Here is a 19,451-nt window from a genome sequence, read left to right as displayed (position 1 = left end):
CCGAAGGGGATTATACCGTGGTGGCCACTGTGAGTGACGCGGCGGGTAACGAAGGCAGCGATACTGAAACAGGCACCATCGATGTGACGGCACCAACGATTAGCATTGATGCGCCAGCACTGACCAACGACAATACGCCGACGGTCACTGGCACCTCAGACTTAGCCAATRCCTCACTCGCCGTGACCTTTACCGATGCTGATGGTATCAGCCATASCGTGRCAGTCACCACTGATGCYTCAGGCAATTGGAGCGCCGAAGCAGGGCAAGCCTTAGCTGATGGCAACTACACAGTCAGTGCCAGTATCAGTGATGCAGCAGGTAATAACAGCAGTGCCAGTGACAGTGGTGAAGTCGACACTATAGCGCCAGACATTCGTGTGATCCCTTCATTTTTACTGGGTAATTTGGTTGGCTTGTCTGGGACTTCAGACTTACCAGAAGGAAGTGTGATCACGATCACTGAGCACCTTGTCGGTGGATTAATTGGATTAACATACACTGCCATTACAGATGCGAATGGAGATTGGACTTTAGCGAATATTACTGTACCACTGCTTAATTTAGCTTATGTAACAGCAAGTGGAACAGATGCAGCAGGTAACACTGCAACGGTGAGCACCCTTGATTTTGATAATGTAGCACCTGAACTAACAGTGTCTGTTGCCGCACTTACTAATGACACAACACCAACTATCTCGGGTACAACGGATATGGGTCAAGGAACGGTTATTAATGTGACTGTTCAAGACGCTAATGGAGATTCGCAAAGCTTTACTGCAACTGTGCAAAGCGATCAAACTTGGTCTGTTGATGTACCAGCAGAACTTGCTGATGGCACATTCACAGTAACAGCATCGGTTCGAGACCAGGTGGGTAATTTAACAACTGAACAAACAACAGGTGTACTGGATAGTATAGCACCAACTTTAAGCGTAAATGCTATTGGTGGCACAGCTGAAGCTCGACCAACTATCTCGGGTAGTAGTAATGAGATAGGTGGTTCAGTGGTTGTTGAAATAGCGGGTCAAACTCTGACTACGACGGTTGATACAGATGGCACATGGCAGCTTGTAGTACCTGTCGACATCGTTGATGGTAGTTACACGATTACGGCTAGCATAACGGATGATGCAAACAACACGCAAACTGCAACAGCATCAATAACAGTTGATACAGTTACGCCTGTTGTATTGCTTGACGTATTGGGAATTGGAAACTCAAGTTTGCCAGTTATTTCAGGTACATCAACAGAATCGCCGGGAACTCAAGTATCTGTCACGATTACAGACAGCAATAGTGATACCCAAACACTGACTGCGACAGTGTTGGGAGATGGAACATGGCAAGTTACACCAGCCGCGTTACCTGATGGAAACTATACTGTAACAGCGTCAATAACGGATGTTGCGGGTAATATTGGCAGTGATACTGAGTCTGGTTCTATAGATACACTTGCTCCTTCGCTCACTATTAATAGCTTAGGAACGACAAATGATTCTACACCTACAATTAGCGGTACAAGTAATGAACCTGCAGGTAGCATAGTCTCTTTGAGTGTTTCTAACGGTGGGAATATTTATTCATTATCAGCTACAGTGCAAATTGATGGTACTTGGTCAGTTGATGTTGTTACACCACTTGACGATGGTTCAGTTACTATTACTGCAAGCATCACTGATGCTGCAAATAACACGACGACTGCCACAGACAATGCAACATTAGACACTAATGCACCAACAGTATCTATTGGCACGTTGGCAATTACAAATGATACAACCCCCATCATCTCAGGTACCAGTGATGCAGTAGACGGCACACAAGTTACAATAAATGTTGAAGATGCACTTGGAAATACACAAACAATAACTACAACGGTAACGGGTGGTATTTGGAGTGTTGAGCTTGCTACTGTACTCAGTGAAGGACAATACACGGTAGATGCAAGTGTAACTGAAAATGGTTTAACTGGAACAGCATCAAAGGTTGGTGAGATAGATCTCACGGCGCCATCAATCTTGGTTAATGCACCAGCAATTACAAATGATACTACACCGACAATTAGTGGTACCAGTGATGCACCTCAGGGCACCGTTGTCACGTTAGTTGTGTCTGATAGTTTAGGTAATGATGTTACTGCTTCTGCTATTGTTAATGCATCAGGTAATTGGTCTGTGGCATTACCTTCCTCAATAGCTGAAGGAGCATACACGGTTGAAGCCAGTATCTCTGATGCTGCAGGTAATAGCGCAACCACTTCGGTGTCTGGCATTATAGATATCACTGCGCCTGATGTTGTTATAGACACGATTGCTGTTGCAACCGATTTAACACCGCTCGCTTCTGGCAGTGCAACAGGAGCAGTCGCTGGTAATCGAGTGGTTGTCACCTTCGTTGATGCAGCAGGTGTTAGTCATAGTGTTGAAACAACGCTTGATTCAAGCCTTAACTGGCAAGTTGAAGCAACCCAAGCGCTTGCCGAAGGACAGTATACGGTAACCGCTGTTGTGACTGATACAGCTGGGAATGATGGTTCAGTAAGTACAACGTCTGCGGTTGATACTACGGCACCGATTGTGAGCATTGATCAAAGCAGTTTAATACTCACAAACGACTCAACCCCTGTTATCAGCGGCACATCTGATGCTGCAAATAGTACAGTAGTAATTGTGTTCACTGCCGCAGGCGGTTTACAACATACAGTTACTACCACAACTGATGCAAGTGGCAATTGGCAAGTTGAAGCAGGTCAAGCGTTAGCTGATGGAGTGTATTCGGTCACTGCAAGCATCACAGATACCGCAGGTAACACAGGAACTGATAGTAAAACGGGCGGAGAAGTTGACACTGTAGCTCCAGAGTTATCAATCACGCCGTCATTCTTATTAGGTAACTTGGTATCGCTTTCTGGTACTTCAGATTTGCCTGAAGGAAGTGTTATTACCATTACAAACTACCTAATTGGAGGTGGTATAGGAGTTCCTTACACAGCCACCGTTGACGCTAATGGTGATTGGCAAGTGCTTAATTTGTCAGTCTCTTTATTAACTCTCGCATATGTTGAGGCCTCTGCGACAGATGCTGCTGGTAATACAACCACTATATCGAGTATTGATTATAGTAATGACCCTAGCTTAGATGCTTTTGATGTTACTAACTATAATCCAGGTATATTAGGTTTACTCTTACCTTTCGCCGAAGGCACTGCTGAGCCGGGAACTGAGGTTTATGCCATTGGCTCTAACTTAATCGGCCTTAATTTACTCAATATTATCGACGCTTCAGTTCTTAGTTCTTCGCCAAGCACCACAACTGATAGCGACGGTGACTGGAGCATAGGGCTTTCTTTTCTTGATTTAGGGAATGAATATTACTTTGCTATTGTTGATACTGAAACTGGTGAGTATATCGTCAAGAACACCTCTAACGATTTAGTCGGTACAGGTGTGATTGAATCAGAGCCTGATAGCGGCATCATATCTCTTGGAGAAGAACCTGTTTTAGCAGGCTTAGATAACTCTGAAGAGCCACCAGAAAATGAAAGTTCAACTTCAGGCGCTGAGCAGCTCGGTGAAAGTATTGATTTAAGCGTGATATTAGCTAAAGCGGATACGGAACCGACATTGCACTCTAACTCTGCCCCGCTTGAAGTAACAATCGATGATGTTTTAAGTGACTCAGAACAAAGTGAGGTACTGGCATTGAATATCGATAGCGAACAGCAAAGTTTAGCTTTTGATCCTAATGACTCAATAAGTTCACAACCTGCAAGTGATATTCAGAGTGAATCAGAGGACATGATTAAGAAACTAATCGAAGATGGAAATAAATCTGTAGATATTTAATCAATAAAAGAAAAGCGCTGAAATGCGCTTTTCTTACAGTACCTTGCTTAATTGAGTGATATTGCGTATTACTTTTGGCTCATTTAACTCTGCAAACATTAAAAAACGCGATAACTAACTTAGTTATCGCGTTTTTTTAAAAGAATAATATTGGGGTTTAGGCTTTCAAGTTGTGGACGATTTTTTTATCGCCTTGAATTACGCTGCCGCCTTGGTCATAGGTCATCGATGAAGGCGCACCGATTAGAATATCTTTAAGTTGTTTAACACTTAACTGTGCTTGGTGAGCCGCATGGGCGTTTACATCGTTTTTCTTTTTGCAGCTTGCTAGGAGAGTGTTAACTTGCTTAATAAGTGCACTCACGTCATCATCTTGCGATTCGTTATGCGCGACAAGCTTTTGCACTTCTTTATCTATGGTTTGGATTTGTTGGAGCAAAGAAATTTTTTGTTGGGCAATACTCTTTAACCCTTCGCCACGTTTTGCAGCAATGGCTGTCAATTCATCATCTAACAACGCAGCAATAGACTCCAAGCACGAAACTTGCTGTGTTAGTTTGCTGGCTATTAAATGATTATGATCAGCCATAGACATCAAACTCGAATGCAGCGATGTTCTTTGCTAGCTTTTCAGCATCAATTTGGTATTTACCTTCGCTGATCGCCTTTTTCAGCTCAGCCACTTTATTGCTATCAAAACCAGAAGACTGCTCTGCTTTTTCTTGCAATGATTTAAGCTGCTTTGCCTGAGGTGTTAAACTGACAGAATCTGCACTTGCTTTAGGTGCGGCTGATTTAGCAGCAGCTGCATTAGCATTATCTTTTTGTAAATCAAGCTTTTTTTGCTTGGTATTTGTCAACACAGAAGGCTGTTGTTGACCATTATTGACATTGCTTACCATAATTTTTGACCTATACATTACCCAACTTATGCCTTTATATCGGCGGGCACAGCGGATACTTTAGCATAAATAGTTAAAATTAAATATTTACCTGTACAGACTCGACTCCATCCACACGCGCATTTAATACTTTACCTGATTTTTTATTTTTTACACGTACTAATTCGTCTAACGTGCCATCTTCTAGCGCAATTCCGGTTGTTTTGATCCTTAAGCCCCGTAACGAAGCATAGATAGTTACGTTATCGCCTTTGCAAACCATGCAAACTTGGCTCATAACAATAGGTGTACCACCGCGTAAATTTCGCTTACTGCGACTGCCAATAAGTATAGACTCATCTTGTACGTATTGCGTTCTAACAAATTGCTTAGGTTTCATTTCTAGGCGTAAATGTTCGGCACGAATAACTTCACCTCGAGTAAGACTCGTTGTAACAACAACGACTGGCTCAAGTTCTATAATTCTAACGTGAACGTATTGGGTCCAACTATTTATGTCTTGGCACTTAAGTTGTACCGTGACCTGCCGATTAAAAGGAGGCTCTGTTGGTAACTCTTTGTTTAATGGCGACTCACATAACCTATCAGGAATGCGACTATCCAGAGGCAAAGCGCTTATCTGTGGTGTTGTGTTCAAGTCAGGCATGTGTTCACTTACAAAATCAACAGCGATCTGTTGAAGTTGCTCGTTGTTATAGACTTCTGCTTGTAGTTGTGTTGCAAACAACAGGCTAGAAAGAAAATAAAAAACACTGTATCTTCGGCTTTTTTTTAACAAACTCATATTGTTTCGACTATGCTTATTGTTGAAAACAAGGTATAAATATTTTGCGTCAAAAAACAGACGCTTCGTAACCTTATGTAGCTTTAACACAAAGAAGGCAATTATTGTTCCAGCTCTGATTGTTTATCTTTAGGAGATTGAAATGGCAGGCATTTTAGACTCAGTTAACCAGCGAACTCAGTTGGTTGGGCAAAACCGCCTTGAATTACTATTATTCAAACTCAGAGGGCGTCAGCGCTTTGGTATTAACGTGTTTAAAGTAAGAGAGGTTTTGCAATGCCCGCCACTTACGAACATGCCAAAATCAAATGCCTATATTCGCGGTGTTGCGCATATTCGTGGACAAACTATTTCTGTTATTGACTTATCAATGGCTGTCGGTGGTCCTGCAATTGAAAACATAAAAGACAGCTTTATCATCATTGCCGAATACAACCGTTCAGTGCAAGGGTTTTTGGTTGGTGGTGTAGAACGTATCGTAAATATGAACTGGGAAAAAATAATGCCACCACCTTCGGGAGCTGGACGTTATTCTTACCTAACAGCAGTCACAGAAATAGAAAACGAACTGGTTGAGATTTTGGATGTTGAAAAGATCCTAAATGAAATCTGCCCAGTGAACACTGAAGTTAGCGCAGATGTTGTTGGTGAAGGTGAGTTCCAGAAAGATTTAGGTGAAAGAATCGTCTTTATTGCTGATGACTCTGCTGTCGCGAGAAATCAAGTAAAACGAGCGCTTGAGCCACTTGGTGTACAAACTGAGCTTGCTAAAAATGGCAAAGAGGCCTTACTAAGACTAAGAGAAATAGCCCAACTTGATTGCCAGAACGATATTACTGAGCGAGTTGGCTTATTAATTTCAGATGTTGAAATGCCAGAAATGGATGGCTATACCTTAACCGCCGAGATAAAGGCCGATCCAAAATTATCACCTTTGCATGTGATCTTACATACTTCTTTAAGTGGTGTATTCAACCAAGCAATGATTGAGAAAGTGGGAGCTGACGATTTTATTGCTAAATTTAACCCAGATGAACTAGCGACTGCTGTAAAAAAATGGGTTCATTGTGATTAATAGTTTATAGGTGGTATTACTTTGGAAAATAAGCATTTACAACAAAGCGAATACGATCAATTTCGCTCTTTTTTAGAGCAACAATGCGGCATTGTGCTTGGCGATAATAAACTTTATTTAGTTAAAAGCCGTCTCGCTCCACTTATGGCGCGTTTTAATGTCGAGTCTTTATCGCAGTTGGTAAGTAAAACACTGAGTCCTCATGAGAGGCAGCTTCGTGCCGCTGTGGTTGATGCAATGACAACCAATGAAACGCTTTGGTTTCGTGACCAGTATCCGTTTGAGTTATTGAAAACGAAATTATTTCCTGAGCTTAAAGATGTGCGTAGACCATTAAAAATATGGTCAGCGGCAAGTTCATCAGGACAAGAGCCGTATTCAATTGCCATGTCGGTTGCCGAGTTTCAGTCAAAAAACCCAGGTGTATTAAAGATGGGGGCGCAAATAATCGGCACTGATATCTCTAATACCATGCTTGATATGTGCAAAAACGCTGAGTATGACTCGCTAGCGCTTGCGCGTGGTTTGTCGATGGAACGCCGTCAAAAGTTCTTTAAAGACAGCGGCAATGGAATGGCTCAAGTCATTGACCCTATACGCAAAATGGTCAGCTTTAGACACCTTAACTTACTGGATTCATACGCTTTAATGGGCAAGTTTGACATTATATTTTGCCGTAACGTGCTCATTTACTTCTCACCAGAGGTAAAAGCTAAAATTATCTCGCAATTTGCTCAAGCCCTAAACCCTAAAGGTTACCTCTTTTTAGGTGCGTCAGAATCAATGGCGGGCTTAAGTGATAGCTTTGAGATGGTTCGTTGTAATCCAGGCATCATCTACCAGAAAAAGTAAACCTTTCTTAGCAACCTAGCTCTTAGGTTGCTAAATTTATCTATTATTCAATATCTTACGTAAATAAAACCACCCCCTTCATTATTGGCTTAGCTTTTGCATTAATCACTCTAGAGTCAATTTTTTGGAGATGGTTATGGCTATCAGTTTTGATAAAGCATTTGGTGTTCACCCCCATGCAATGTTGATCCGTTCACAACGCGCTGAGTTATTAGCGACCAATATCGCTAATGCTGATACGCCGGGCTATAAAGCGAAAGACATTGATTTTGCCTCGGCATTAAAAGCGGCAAAAAGCAACCAACAAGGCGGCAATAGCATGGTAAGAACCGATGCTAAACATATTGCCGGAGGCAGCCGTTTTGTTGGCGGTGCAGAAATGTTTCGTACGCCAAATCAAGCAGATACAGGCGATGGTAACTCTGTAGATATACAAGTGGAACGAAACTTGTATGTACAGAACTCATTAGAGTATCAGGCAAGCCTGCAATTTATGAGTAGTAAAATTAAAGGCCTTAAAAAAGCCCTCGGTAGTCAAGGAGCTTAATCATGAGTTTATATAATGTTTTTGATATTTCAGGCACGGGTATGAGTGCACAAAATGTGCGCTTAAATACCACAGCGAGTAATATTTCGAATGCAAACACGATTAGCTCTAGCCAAGACCAGACATACCGAGCGCGCCATCCTGTTTTTGCTGCAGAGTTGACCAAAGCGTCAGCATCGCAAAGCAATCCTCAGGGCTCTTCTGTAGGCGTTAAAGTTTTAGGTATTGTAGAGAGCGATAAGCCGCTACAAATTGAATATAACCCGAATCACCCAAGTGCGGATGAAAATGGTTATATCTACAAACCTAACGTTAATGTTGTAGAAGAAATGGCAAATATGATTTCTGCCTCTCGCTCTTACCAAACAAATGTGCAAGTTGCTGATGCAGCTAAGCAAATGTTAAGTAAAACACTGTTGTTAGGACAACGGTAATCGAGGATAAGTTATGAGTAACGACATCAGCTCTGCATCATCATCCTATATGGATAGCTTGCGTTGGAATCAAAGCAATACGCAAACAACTGAGGAAGACAACAACACACTTTCTCAGGAAGATTTCTTTTCGTTGTTAACACAGCAGTTGTCGTTCCAGGATCCGAGTAACCCTGCTGATAATGATCAAATGATCGCGCAGATGACGAACTTTACTATGGCTGAAGGTATTTCAAACTTAAACGAGAAGTTTGACTCACTGACTGCATCAATGACATCAAATTCTGCGTTACAGGCTTCCACTTTGGTTGGTAAGCAAGCGTTATTAGAGTCTGACACCATTGACTTTGACGGTGAAAACCTTGCTAAAGGGTCGGTGGTTGCTGAGACTGCCGTTGAATCTTTAACGCTAAGAATAACAGATTCTTCAGGTCAGTTAGTACGAACCATTGAATTAGGTTCTCAGTCTGCGGGCGCACTGCGTTTTGAGTGGGATGGTAAAGATAACGATGGCAATGTGCTCCCTGAAGGCGAGTATGACATCAGTGCTGAAGGCTTTGTAAATGGAGACTACAGCAGTATGCCTATGGCGACCTTTAAGAATATTGAAAGTGTCAATATTAATGGCGCAAGCGGCATTATCGTAAATACAAAAGAGGGTGCGGTTAGGCTAACTGATATAGCTGAAATCGCATAAGTATAAAAGGTTTGGGTTAGCTTAGGCTAAGAGATAGGTAGAGGTGAGTTATGAGCTTCAATATTGCATTAACAGGCTTAGCAGCCGCACAAAAAGATTTAGACGTAACAGCAAATAATATTGCTAACGTTAACACTACGGGCTTTAAAGAGTCTCGTGCAGAGTTCGCTGATGTATACGCATCATCAGTATTTAGTTCTGGTAAAACAAAAAATGGTGACGGTGTAAGAACAACAATGGTGGCACAACAATTCCACCAAGGTTCACTCTCTTTCACAAATAACTCACTTGATTTAGCAATTACTGGTGAAGGTTATTTCGCAATGGCGAATGACTTAGGTGCACAAGATTTTACTTACACGCGTGCTGGTGCGTTCAAACTTAATAAAGATAACTTTATTGTGGATGCGAGCGGTAATTACTTACAAGGTTTCCCTGTTGATGAAGCAACCGGTGACACAACCTCTGTAAGCTTAAGTACATCTTCTGCGCTACAAATTCCAGATGCATCAGGTTCACCACGTGCAACCACGAATGTCTATTCGTCATTTAACCTTGATTCACGTGCCTCTGCGCCAACTGTGACACCATTCGATCCAGAAACAAGTGCAACTTATAACAGCTCTACATCGACAACGGTGTATGACTCATTAGGTGAACCGCATATTCTACAGTTCTTCTTTGTGAAAACTGATTCTACAGTGACTGGTAATGAAAATGAGTGGGAAGTATACGCTACATTAGATGAAAAGCCATTTGATGCAACAGGTGTTGAGCAAACCACAACACCTTATACACCATTATCAACTTTTCAGTTTGATGCCAGTGGCTTACCACAAAGTACAGATGGTACAGCGAATACTGATACAACATTTAATCCATTAACGTTACCGAGTGGTTTAGGTGCTGCGACAGGCCTTTCTGATTTACTTTCGAATGGTGCAAGTTTCCCTGATGATGTGACTATTAACTGGCGTGATGAAGCGGCAACAGCAAATAAAGTTCCAACTCAATACGCAAGTAACTTTGAAGTAAAAGCATTAGAGCAAGATGGTGCGACTGTAGGTCGTCTATCAGGAATTGATATCGGTTCTGACGGTAAAATTGTTGCGTCATACAGTAATGGAGATACGTCGTTCCTAGGTCAAGTTGCTATGGTGCGCTTCTCTAATTCACAGGGCTTGCAACAAGTTGGTGATACATCTTGGAAGAAGAGTTTAACGTCAGGTGAGCCGATTGCGGGTGAACCAGGTTCAGGTACTCTAGGTTCAATTAACTCATCAGCGCTTGAGCAATCAAACGTTAACTTAACCAATGAACTTGTTGACTTAATTAGTGCTCAGCGTAACTTCCAAGCAAATTCACGTGCGCTTGAGGTTAACTCAACACTACAACAAAACATCCTACAGATCCGTTAATCTTAACGGTTCTAAGCTTAATCCGACACGAAGGCTGCTTCCTCTATTGGCAGCCTTTTTTCATTCTTACTATTCATTTTTCTCTTCTATTTTAGCGTCAATTTTACTTTGGCACTTTTATTGCATTTCCTAATTATCGTATTTTTAGTGAGTCAATGTTATGGACAAAATGGTCTACATTGCCATGTCGGGTGCTAAGCAAAGTTTGCGAGGTCTTGAGCTCAAGGCCAACAATCTTGCTAATGCTAACACCACTGGCTTTAAAGCTGATTTTGCACAAGCTCGCTCTATGCAAGCCTTTGGTGAAGGTCTGCCATCTAGGGTGTTTGCAATGCAAGAACGCCCAGGATCTAATATGGAATCGGGTGGTTTTGTTGAAACTGGCCGTGAGCTTGATATCGCGATGAGCGACCGTGGTTGGTTGAGCGTACAAGATGCATCCGGCAATGAGGCGTACACCAAAACTGGCACATTAAACATTACTCCAGATGGCGCATTGATCACCAGCCATGGCCGTCAAGTAATTGGCGAAGGTGGTCCAATCATTTTGCCATTGCCTATTGAAAAAGTTGAGTTTAGTGAAGATGGCGCTATTCAGGTTCGCCCGCAAGGTGCGCCTGCTAACTTTTTGGAAGTGGTTGATCGCTTAAAAGTGATTGAGGCTGATAACACTCAGCTTGAAAAAGGCAATGACGGTTTATTTCGACCAAAAGAAGACATGTTGGTCAATGACCTTTGTGGCTTTTGTGACATTTCACCTAACGTAAAAGTATTGTCGGGAACGCTTGAAATGTCGAACGTAAACCCAGTGCATGAAATGGTCGATATGATCAGCAATCAACGCCAATTTGAATTACAAGTTAAATTGATGAAAACAGCCGAAGAGCTCGATGAGCGTCAAGATCAGCTGTTACGCATTGTTTAAGATGACTGAGAGGGTAGAGTTATGAATCCTGCATTATGGATCAGTAAAACCGGGCTTGACGCCCAGCAAACCGATATTTCGGTGATCTCAAATAATCTCGCGAATGCCAGCACGGTAGGCTACAAAAAAAGCCGCGCCGTATTTGAAGATTTACTATATCAAAACATTAACCAGCCAGGTGGCCGCTCGTCGCAAGACACTGAAATGCCGTCAGGCTTAATGCTTGGTGCCGGTGCCAAAGTGGTTGCTAACCAAAAGAACTTTTCACAAGGTAATATGCTTACCACTGAAAATTCATTGGACTGGATGATCTCAGGCCCAGGTTTTTTTGAAGTGCAATTACCAGATGGCAATATTGCCTATTCACGTAATGGTCAATTCACGACTGACGAAGATGGTCGCATTGTAACTTCCGGCGCGGGTTTTCCATTACAGCCAGAAATGAACGTACCAGACGATGCACAATCAATTACTGTTTCACAAGACGGTGAAGTATCAGTGCGTATTTCAGGTCAAGCAGAGAACGTGGTCATCGGTCAGCTCACCATTAGTGATTTTATTAATCCATCGGGTCTTGAGCCTATGGGGCAAAACTTATACACAGAAACCGCTGTGAGTGGCGCACCTGTGCAAGGTAATCCTGGTATCGATGGTTTAGGCACTGTGGTTCAAGGTTCCCTTGAAACCTCTAACGTGAATGTAACGGAAGAGCTTGTTAACTTGATTGAAACGCAACGAATTTATGAAATGAATTCAAAAGTGATTTCAGCGGTTGATGAAATGCTTAGTTACATCAATCAGCAACTTTAATGGGTAGGAGGCAGCATGCGTAATATTATCTTAGTCACATCAGTAGCATTGATGCTGGGTGGTTGTATGACAACGCAAAATCATCATGTGGTTCAGGATGACCCTTACTATGCGCCTATGTATCCGGAACCAAGTACTGAACAAGTGGTACCAACAGGTTCGTTGTTTGATAGTTATTCGGCAAATGACTTGTACTCAGATAAAAAGGCATTACGCGCCGGCGATATCATCACTGTTAAATTGCAAGAGTCTACCCAAGCAACTAAAGCGGCAAAAACTGAAACCGACAAAGAAACAGATGCTAGTTTAGACCCTGTTATTGGGCTTGGCGGAAACCCGGTTAACATTGGTGGCGACAGCATTCAGTTTGGTATTGGCTCAGGGGCATCGTTTAAAGGCGATTCAAAGTCTAACCAATCAAATAGCTTATTTGGTGATATTTCTGTCAATGTGATGCGTGTTTTACCGAATGGGAACTTGGTTATTCGTGGTGAAAAATGGCTCACTTTGAATACTGGTGAAGAATTTATTCGCCTAGAAGGTTTAGTTCGTCCTGAAGATGTGCAAGCAGATAACACGGTAACTTCCAATCGTATTGCTAATGCGCGAATTCAATACTCAGGTAAAGGGCAAATTCAAGAAACGCAAAGTGCAGGTTGGCTGTCTCGTTTCTTTAGTAGTTCGCTTTTCCCATTTTAGAGGAATAAAGTCATGAATGGGTTTAAATACATCATCGCTCTTTGCTTAATTAGCCTGCAGTTTTCTGCACAGGCTGAGCGAGTCAAAGATGTATCTATGGTTGAGGGCGTACGCTCTAACCAATTAGTGGGGTATGGTTTGGTTGTCGGTTTGCCTGGCACAGGTGAACAAAGCCGATTTACTCAACAAAGCTTTAAAGCCATGTTAAATGGTTTTGGTATCACCTTACCAGATAGCTTAAAACCTAAAATCAAAAATGTTGCCGCTGTGGCTGTGCATGCAGAGTTACCGGCATTTAGAAAACCGGGTCAAACCATTGATATTACGGTTTCGTCTATTGGTAGTGCGGGTAGTTTACGTGGTGGTACCTTATTACAAACCTTTTTAAAAGGGGTTGATGGCAATACCTATGCGATTGCACAAGGCAGCTTAGTTGTAGGTGGTTTAGGTGCGGAAGGGGCTGATGGTAGCCGTGTAATTATTAATACACCCACTGTTGGTCGTATTCCAAACGGTGCCATTGTAGAGCGTGCTATTAAGAGCCCGTTTATGCAAGGTGACTATATTACCTTTAATTTAAATCGCCCAGATTTCACAACAGCAAAACGCCTAGAGCAAACGATTAATGATTTAGTGGGGCCTGACAGTGCTCAGGCAATTGATGCAGCGTCAGTGCGAGTGTTAGCACCGCGTGATGCATCTCAACGTGTTGCGTATTTATCTACCCTTGAAAACTTAGAGTTTAAGCCTGCAGACACAGCAGCAAAAATTATTGTTAACTCCCGCACTGGTACAATTGTGATTGGCAAAAACGTGAAGCTACAGCCTGCGGCAATAACTCATGGTGGTTTAACGGTTACGATTGCTGAGCAGCAAAATGTGTCACAGCCAAATGCTTTAAGTGATGGTGAAACTACCGTTACCAATCAAAGTATTATTGATGTGAACGAAGATGATTCACGTGCTTTTGTATTTAATCCAGGTGTTAATCTTGATGATCTCGTACGCGCAATCAATGAGGTCGGGGCCGCACCGGGTGATTTAATGGCAATCCTTGAAGCTTTAAAAGAAGCGGGGGCGATAAACGGGCAACTGGTTATCATTTAAATTAAAACGCGCTTTCGAGCGCGTTTTTTGTTTCTATAACCTTTAATCCTTCAGTGTATAAACATCAGCCAAAATCTTGGCCCTGAAGTTACTCCATTCCTGTATCAGTTATTAGCTACTCATTTATAAAGCTTTTTATTGGCGCAATTTTTGCATTTTAATTTTCATTATTAACTATTGTGTCAAAAAGCTGATGGATACTAATCATCTCGACAAGCAAAACTTTTTTGATTTAGGCAACTTAGACTCGTTACGTCAAAGTGCTCTAAAAAGTGATGCCTCTAGCGATGCGTCAAAAGAGGCGCTGAAAAAAGCGGCGGCACAATTTGAATCTATCTTCACTCAAATGCTGCTGAAAAGCATGCGTAAAGCAAATGAAGCGTTTGAAGATAAAGATAGCCCATTTAATTCAAGCGGCGTTAAGTTTTTTGAAGAGATGCATGACCAACAGTTATCGGTTGAGCTTTCATCAAACGGCTCGCTGGGTCTAGCTGACTTAATTGTTCAACAACTCTCGCCAGATGGTAAACAGTTTACTCCAGGTTCTGTGCTTAGAACGACGGCTGAGTTCGACAGTGATAAGCGCGCAACCGGTGCAACGAGCGACAGTCACAAGATTAAAGCTGAGCCAAAAGCTGTTGCAGATACAACAGCAAACGAGCAAACAGAAAACCGCTTTGAAGATGCTGAGTCTTTCATTAGCTCTGTTTGGGAACACGCTAAAAATGCTGCACAGAAAATTGGCTTAAACCCAGCTGTGATGGTTGCTCAAGCAGCCCTTGAAACAGGTTGGGGTAAACACATCATCAGTAAAGCTGATGGCACAAGTAGTAACAACTTATTCAACATTAAATCGGATAGGAGTTGGCAAGGCGATAAAGCGAGCAAAGTCACACTTGAGTTTGAACAAGGTGTGCCAGTTAAAAAGCAAGCAAGTTTTCGCTCTTATCAATCGATTAAAGACAGTGTGAACGATTTTGTGGATTTTTTAAATGAAAACCCACGTTATCAAGAAGCACTTAATAATACCGCAGAACCTGCAGCCTTTTTAGATTCGTTACAAAAAGCAGGCTATGCAACTGATCCAAATTATGCCGATAAAATTAAGCAGGTATTGAAGCGCGTTGAGCTTCAAAGCGTCGCTGCTTCATTGGTACGTTAAGGAGTAGACCCTGATGTCATTTAGCTTATATGACATAGCAAATGCCGGTGTAAGAGCTAACTCTGAGCTTTTACAAACCACCAGTAAAAACATTGCCAACGTTAATACCGAGGGCTATGTGCGTGAGCGCACTGAGTTCACAACCATGATCGATAACCAAGTCGGCCGTGGTGAAACGTATCGCTTACTAAATGAATTTGCACAAAAGCAATTAAATAGAGATACCTCTAATAAAGCGTTCTTTGATCAGTTTGTAACTGAAGCAAGCCGTGTAGATAGCTTGTTTTCTGAAGAGTCAAACAGCTTATCAACGAGCGTAAATTCGTTTTTTAATAATGTACAAGAAAGCTTAAACCAACCGTCATCAACAGTTGCACGCTCATTAGTAATGACGGATGCACAAAACTTGATTGATCAAATGGACAGATTATCGAGCATTGTGGTTGACCAAAAAGCAGTGGTAAATGAGCAGCTAGAAATCTTCTCTGATGAAGCAAATAACTTAATTCAAAGCATCAGTGAACTAAATACCAAGATTGCATCTGTTCATGGCACTGATCGTGAGTCATCGTCGAGTGGTTTGTATAACGAACGTGATAAAGCAATTCGTGATCTATCTGAGCTGATTGATATTGAAACACTCGATGGTAATAACGGCGAAAAACAAGTGTACTTAGGCTCTGGTCAAGCACTTGTCATGCAAAGTGGCACATTTAACCTGTTTTCATTCAGTGGCGATCCTGATCCGAACTTTAAAGAATTAAAACTTGATGTAAACGGTGGCAAAGCTGTGCCGCTTGAAGTTGATGTGAGTAAATTGAAAGGCAAAATTGGTGGCTTACTGGCATTTCGTGACGATATTTTAGTGCCAGCGCAAAATCAATTGGGTCAAATGGGCTTAGCGTTAGCCGATGCCTTTAACCAACAAAATAGCTTAGGTATGGACGCTAATGGTGAAATTGGCGGCGATATTTTTGCTATTCCAACGGTAGATGCGTTTGGTTATCAAGCGAATACGGGCACATCAACAATGACGGCAACCCTTGAACCAGGTAAAGGCAGTGAATTGCCAGCAAGTGATTTTATCGTTACTTATACCAGTGCCACGACTGTTGAAATTCAGGCAATCGATAATAAAGGTGAACCAATTGGTACCGCATCTACAGCGAATGTAACAGCAGGTGTAATTGATTCATCAACCATCACTGGTGGTGAAGCATTTGGTTTACAGCTTAATGTATCGGGTGCTGCCAATACCGGTGATCAATTTATGGTGAAGTTGAACTCTCAGGCTGCAACAAGCTTAGAGCTTGCAACTGAACGCCCTGAAGATTTAGCATTAGCATCACCTATTCGAACTGCGAACGATATTAATAACACCAGTGACGCAAGTATTTCTGCTGGTACAGTCTCAGATATTGATAACTCAACGGGTATTACCGTAGGCCCACCACCTAGTTTGGCGAATGGCGATATCACTCTAGTGAAAACGGCGAATGCTAACGAATATCAAATTACGGACGGGAACGGTACATCGACGTTTACCATTACACCACCTGCTGAAAATATTCTTGCTCAAGCAGGGGCGCCTTACGATACCTACGGCTTTGACTTCAATATTGAAGGATCACCTGCAACAGGTGACACCTTCACAGTAGAGTTTAACACTGGCGGTTTTGATGATAACCGTAATGGTTTGCTATTGGCTGATTTACAAAACGGTGAGCTAGTTCGTCAAAATGTTGAAGCAAGTAGTACTGCTGATAATCATAAAACGTTTAATCAAGCCTACTCAGGCATTGTCACTGATATTGGTGTTGTGACTAGTCAAGCTCAAACTAATGGCGCGGCCTTTACTGCATTGGCTGATCAGTCGGAAGCCTGGTATGAATCACTCTCAGGTGTAAACCTTGATGAAGAAGCCGCTAATTTACTGCGCTTTCAACAATCATATGCAGCATCGGCACAGGTACTTTCAACAGCACGTACTATTTTTGACACCTTATTAAGTGCGGCGAGGTAATTATGCGTATTTCAAATAACATGATGTATAAGAATAACCTTAATTCTATTCTTAACTCACAGCAAAATGTAAACAAAGCGCAAGAGCAGGTTAATACCCAAAAACGTGTATTGACAGCTGCTGATGATCCTTCTGCTACGGCGCGTGCTTTACTTTATAACGATCGCATTCAGGGCAACGAGCAGTTCACAAAAAACATTACTATGCTGAATAGCCGCCTAACAACAGAAGAAAGTGTGCTGCAAAATATTAAAGGTGCGCTTGAGTCTGCGTATACGCTGACAATTCAAGCAGGTAATGGTGCCTATACAGATATTGACCGTGAAGGAATTGCAGAAGAAATTAAAGCGCTGCAAAGTACAATGCTGGATTTAATGAACGCAAAAACCGAAGATGGAAAGTTTATCTTTTCGGGTTACCAAGATAATACTCCGTCTTATAGCTACAATAGTACGTCTGGTCGCTATGAATATGGTGGCGATCAGGGGCAACACAAGATCAAAGTAGCTGAAGGCGTAGAGATTAAATCAAGTGACAATGGTTTTGATACATTCGAGAAGGTTGACGCGCGTTTAAATGTGACCTCGAACGACGGTACAGTGTCAGGCGGTATCACAAGCTCGAAAATTTATGTCACTGAGCAAGCAGATTTTGATAAGTTTCATCAAGCTAATTACAATGCCGATCCTGCCGCAGCGGCTAATGCCAATACACTAAGTTTTATTACCACCACAGGCACACCGAATACTTATGTGGTACAGCAAGCGGGTGTAACAATTGACAGTGGTAGTTTTGAAGATGGTAAAATCGTTTATAAAGGCATGGAGGTTAGTATTGAGCCTGTTGCAAATGGGCAAGTTGATGTTGATCTTGAAGCGCCACAAAAAGAAAACGCATTGAATACTCTGGATGATCTGATTGCAGGGTTAACCAATCCTGATTTAACTCAAGAAGAGTTTGACCAGGTTTTGGCGGATGCTGTTGTACAGCTAAATAATGCTAAAAACCAGGTTTCACTTGTTCAGGCAGGTTTGGGTGGGCGTTTAAATACCGCTGAGAAAATTGAGAGATCTAATGGTGATCTAGATACCAGTAATAAAGCAGCGAAAGCTGAGCTTGTTGAGCTTGATATGGCTGAAGCGATTACTGAACTTACCAAACAGGAAACATCACTACAAGCTGCACAGGCAACATTTGGCCGTTTGGCTAACCTCTCATTATTTGATTACTTATAATTTATGTAGGTTAAGCTTATTTAGTAAGCTTAACCTACAAAACCTTCCTTAAGCTTCACACTTTAAAAGCGCTTTTAGAGCACTCTTTTTAGTATTTATATCTTCAATAAAACATCGTGATAGCGGCTTTCAAGGTAACCTGAAGCCATGTTTAGTAAAAAAACTAAATTATTTCTCTTTTAAATACAGTGTATTAAATGAAATTTTAAAAATTGTTTAAAAATTCACTAAAGGATTTTTTGAGCGGACCGATAACTTAACTAACCAAGCAGAGTAACAAATAACAGTTACCGCTTAATTAGAGTAAGTTTGAGAGTAAATGATAAGTTTACTTCGGGAGAAATATCATGGCACTTTATGTAAATACAAATGTTAGTTCATTAAACGCTCAAAGACAATTAATGAATTCTGGTAACTCACTTGACACTTCATTCAAGCGTTTATCATCTGGTTTCCGTATCAACAGCGCGGCTGACGATGCGGCTGGTTTACAAATCTCTGACCGTTTATCATCACAAATCAATGGTCTTAACCAAGGTAACCGTAATGCGAACGATGCGATTTCTTTAGCTCAAACAGCTGAAGGTGCATTAGACGAAGTAACGTCAATGTTTCAACGTGTACGTACGCTTTCACAACAAGCTGCAAATGGTTCAAACACTGATGAAGACCGTTTAGCAATCCAAGAAGAGATTCGTTCATTAATGTCTGAAGTGAATCGTGTTGCTTCTGATACAACGTTTGGTGGTCAAAACTTACTTGATGGCTCATATTCTGCTAGCTTCCAAGTTGGTGCAGATGCTGTACAAACGATTGGCTTCAGTATGAAAGAAGTTGGCGGTACTGCGACGGGTAACTCACTAACAGCAAATGGTGGTTTTACACTTTCAGGTTTAGCTGGGGCTGCGTCTACTGTTACAGGTAAAGCGCTTCATG

General features: G+C 41.8%; 18 protein-coding genes. 15 read left to right on the top strand and 3 right to left on the bottom strand.

The window, feature by feature from the left end; all coding sequences use genetic code 11:
• A partial coding sequence (locus IRQ78_RS20310; protein WP_228482697.1) for a beta strand repeat-containing protein occupies positions 1–3,845 on the top strand: 3,845 nt, incomplete at its 5' end.
• Between the two features lie 157 nt (positions 3,846–4,002).
• Here IRQ78_RS20310 and flgN read toward each other — a convergent pair.
• The 3 genes from flgN to flgA form a co-directional block, all read right to left on the bottom strand.
• On the bottom strand, positions 4,003–4,434 hold the full coding sequence (gene flgN / locus IRQ78_RS20305; protein WP_054553315.1) for a flagellar protein FlgN: 432 nt from the start codon (positions 4,432–4,434) through the stop codon (positions 4,003–4,005).
• Positions 4,427–4,747 carry a flagellar biosynthesis anti-sigma factor FlgM gene (gene flgM, locus IRQ78_RS20300; protein ID WP_054553314.1) on the bottom strand — a complete coding sequence of 107 codons (321 nt, stop codon included), beginning with the start codon at positions 4,745–4,747 and terminating at the stop codon, positions 4,427–4,429. Before flgM ends, flgN begins: the two co-directional genes overlap by 8 nt.
• A gap of 79 nt (positions 4,748–4,826) precedes the next feature.
• Positions 4,827–5,531 carry a flagellar basal body P-ring formation chaperone FlgA gene (flgA, locus tag IRQ78_RS20295; RefSeq protein ID WP_054553313.1) on the bottom strand — a complete coding sequence of 235 codons (705 nt, stop codon included), beginning with the start codon at positions 5,529–5,531 and terminating at the stop codon, positions 4,827–4,829.
• A 142-nt stretch (positions 5,532–5,673) separates the two neighbouring features.
• Between flgA and IRQ78_RS20290 the strand changes: the two genes are divergently transcribed.
• From IRQ78_RS20290 to IRQ78_RS20225, 14 genes are all read left to right on the top strand, one after another.
• Complete coding sequence (locus IRQ78_RS20290; RefSeq protein WP_054553312.1) at positions 5,674–6,606, top strand: chemotaxis protein; 933 nt, start codon at positions 5,674–5,676, stop codon at positions 6,604–6,606.
• Positions 6,607–6,627: 21 nt separating this feature from the next.
• Positions 6,628–7,458: a CheR family methyltransferase gene (locus IRQ78_RS20285; protein WP_054553311.1), complete on the top strand. Its 831-nt coding sequence runs from the start codon at positions 6,628–6,630 to the stop codon at positions 7,456–7,458.
• 136 nt (positions 7,459–7,594) lie between these two features.
• Positions 7,595–8,005 (top strand): flagellar basal body rod protein FlgB, encoded by a 411-nt coding sequence (gene flgB, locus IRQ78_RS20280; RefSeq protein WP_054553310.1) that lies wholly within the window; start codon positions 7,595–7,597, stop codon positions 8,003–8,005.
• 2 nt (positions 8,006–8,007) lie between these two features.
• Positions 8,008–8,439, top strand: a complete 432-nt coding sequence (gene flgC, locus IRQ78_RS20275; protein WP_036970207.1) for a flagellar basal body rod protein FlgC — start codon at positions 8,008–8,010, stop codon at positions 8,437–8,439.
• Positions 8,440–8,452: 13 nt separating this feature from the next.
• Positions 8,453–9,136: a flagellar hook assembly protein FlgD gene (locus tag IRQ78_RS20270; RefSeq protein ID WP_054553309.1), complete on the top strand. Its 684-nt coding sequence runs from the start codon at positions 8,453–8,455 to the stop codon at positions 9,134–9,136.
• A gap of 50 nt (positions 9,137–9,186) precedes the next feature.
• Positions 9,187–10,554 carry a flagellar hook protein FlgE gene (gene flgE, locus IRQ78_RS20265; protein ID WP_054553308.1) on the top strand — a complete coding sequence of 456 codons (1,368 nt, stop codon included), beginning with the start codon at positions 9,187–9,189 and terminating at the stop codon, positions 10,552–10,554.
• A 160-nt stretch (positions 10,555–10,714) separates the two neighbouring features.
• Positions 10,715–11,479 carry a flagellar basal body rod protein FlgF gene (locus IRQ78_RS20260; protein ID WP_054553307.1) on the top strand — a complete coding sequence of 255 codons (765 nt, stop codon included), beginning with the start codon at positions 10,715–10,717 and terminating at the stop codon, positions 11,477–11,479.
• 21 nt (positions 11,480–11,500) lie between these two features.
• On the top strand, positions 11,501–12,289 hold the full coding sequence (flgG, locus tag IRQ78_RS20255) for a flagellar basal-body rod protein FlgG (protein ID WP_054553306.1): 789 nt from the start codon (positions 11,501–11,503) through the stop codon (positions 12,287–12,289).
• A 15-nt stretch (positions 12,290–12,304) separates the two neighbouring features.
• Positions 12,305–12,988 (top strand): flagellar basal body L-ring protein FlgH, encoded by a 684-nt coding sequence (gene flgH, locus IRQ78_RS20250; protein WP_194442974.1) that lies wholly within the window; start codon positions 12,305–12,307, stop codon positions 12,986–12,988.
• A gap of 12 nt (positions 12,989–13,000) precedes the next feature.
• Positions 13,001–14,095, top strand: a complete 1,095-nt coding sequence (locus IRQ78_RS20245; protein WP_054553304.1) for a flagellar basal body P-ring protein FlgI — start codon at positions 13,001–13,003, stop codon at positions 14,093–14,095.
• A gap of 193 nt (positions 14,096–14,288) precedes the next feature.
• A complete protein-coding gene (flgJ, locus tag IRQ78_RS20240; protein ID WP_194442973.1) occupies positions 14,289–15,257 on the top strand; it encodes a flagellar assembly peptidoglycan hydrolase FlgJ in 969 nt (322 codons plus the stop codon).
• A 13-nt stretch (positions 15,258–15,270) separates the two neighbouring features.
• Complete coding sequence (flgK, locus tag IRQ78_RS20235) at positions 15,271–17,280, top strand: flagellar hook-associated protein FlgK (RefSeq protein WP_194442972.1); 2,010 nt, start codon at positions 15,271–15,273, stop codon at positions 17,278–17,280.
• A 2-nt stretch (positions 17,281–17,282) separates the two neighbouring features.
• The gene (flgL, locus tag IRQ78_RS20230; protein WP_194442971.1) at positions 17,283–18,515 is read left to right on the top strand and encodes a flagellar hook-associated protein FlgL; all 1,233 of its coding nucleotides are present in this window, start codon (positions 17,283–17,285) and stop codon (positions 18,513–18,515) included.
• Between the two features lie 347 nt (positions 18,516–18,862).
• The coding region (locus IRQ78_RS20225; protein ID WP_456107214.1) for a flagellin N-terminal helical domain-containing protein at positions 18,863–19,451 on the top strand (589 nt) is incomplete at its 3' end.

Source organism: Pseudoalteromonas simplex, from assembly GCF_015278155.1.
GTDB classification, from domain to species: domain Bacteria; phylum Pseudomonadota; class Gammaproteobacteria; order Enterobacterales; family Alteromonadaceae; genus Pseudoalteromonas; species Pseudoalteromonas simplex.
Note: the sequence above shows the minus strand (reverse complement) of the source record. Positions and strands in the feature narration are given on the sequence as shown.

What these genes read in the sequence shown, in the direction of transcription:
- flgN (WP_054553315.1), bottom strand. Translation starts at nt 4,434, where the DNA reads ATGGCTGATCATAATCATTTAATAGCCAGCAAACTAACACAGCAAGTT.
- flgM (WP_054553314.1), bottom strand. Translation starts at nt 4,747, where the DNA reads ATGGTAAGCAATGTCAATAATGGTCAACAACAGCCTTCTGTGTTGACA.
- flgA (WP_054553313.1), bottom strand. Translation starts at nt 5,531, where the DNA reads ATGAGTTTGTTAAAAAAAAGCCGAAGATACAGTGTTTTTTATTTTCTT.
- IRQ78_RS20290 (WP_054553312.1), top strand. Translation starts at nt 5,674, where the DNA reads ATGGCAGGCATTTTAGACTCAGTTAACCAGCGAACTCAGTTGGTTGGG.
- flgB (WP_054553310.1), top strand. Translation starts at nt 7,595, where the DNA reads ATGGCTATCAGTTTTGATAAAGCATTTGGTGTTCACCCCCATGCAATG.
- flgC (WP_036970207.1), top strand. Translation starts at nt 8,008, where the DNA reads ATGAGTTTATATAATGTTTTTGATATTTCAGGCACGGGTATGAGTGCA.
- IRQ78_RS20270 (WP_054553309.1), top strand. Translation starts at nt 8,453, where the DNA reads ATGAGTAACGACATCAGCTCTGCATCATCATCCTATATGGATAGCTTG.
- flgE (WP_054553308.1), top strand. Translation starts at nt 9,187, where the DNA reads ATGAGCTTCAATATTGCATTAACAGGCTTAGCAGCCGCACAAAAAGAT.
- IRQ78_RS20260 (WP_054553307.1), top strand. Translation starts at nt 10,715, where the DNA reads ATGGACAAAATGGTCTACATTGCCATGTCGGGTGCTAAGCAAAGTTTG.
- flgG (WP_054553306.1), top strand. Translation starts at nt 11,501, where the DNA reads ATGAATCCTGCATTATGGATCAGTAAAACCGGGCTTGACGCCCAGCAA.
- flgH (WP_194442974.1), top strand. Translation starts at nt 12,305, where the DNA reads ATGCGTAATATTATCTTAGTCACATCAGTAGCATTGATGCTGGGTGGT.
- IRQ78_RS20245 (WP_054553304.1), top strand. Translation starts at nt 13,001, where the DNA reads ATGAATGGGTTTAAATACATCATCGCTCTTTGCTTAATTAGCCTGCAG.
- flgJ (WP_194442973.1), top strand. Translation starts at nt 14,289, where the DNA reads ATGGATACTAATCATCTCGACAAGCAAAACTTTTTTGATTTAGGCAAC.
- flgK (WP_194442972.1), top strand. Translation starts at nt 15,271, where the DNA reads ATGTCATTTAGCTTATATGACATAGCAAATGCCGGTGTAAGAGCTAAC.
- flgL (WP_194442971.1), top strand. Translation starts at nt 17,283, where the DNA reads ATGCGTATTTCAAATAACATGATGTATAAGAATAACCTTAATTCTATT.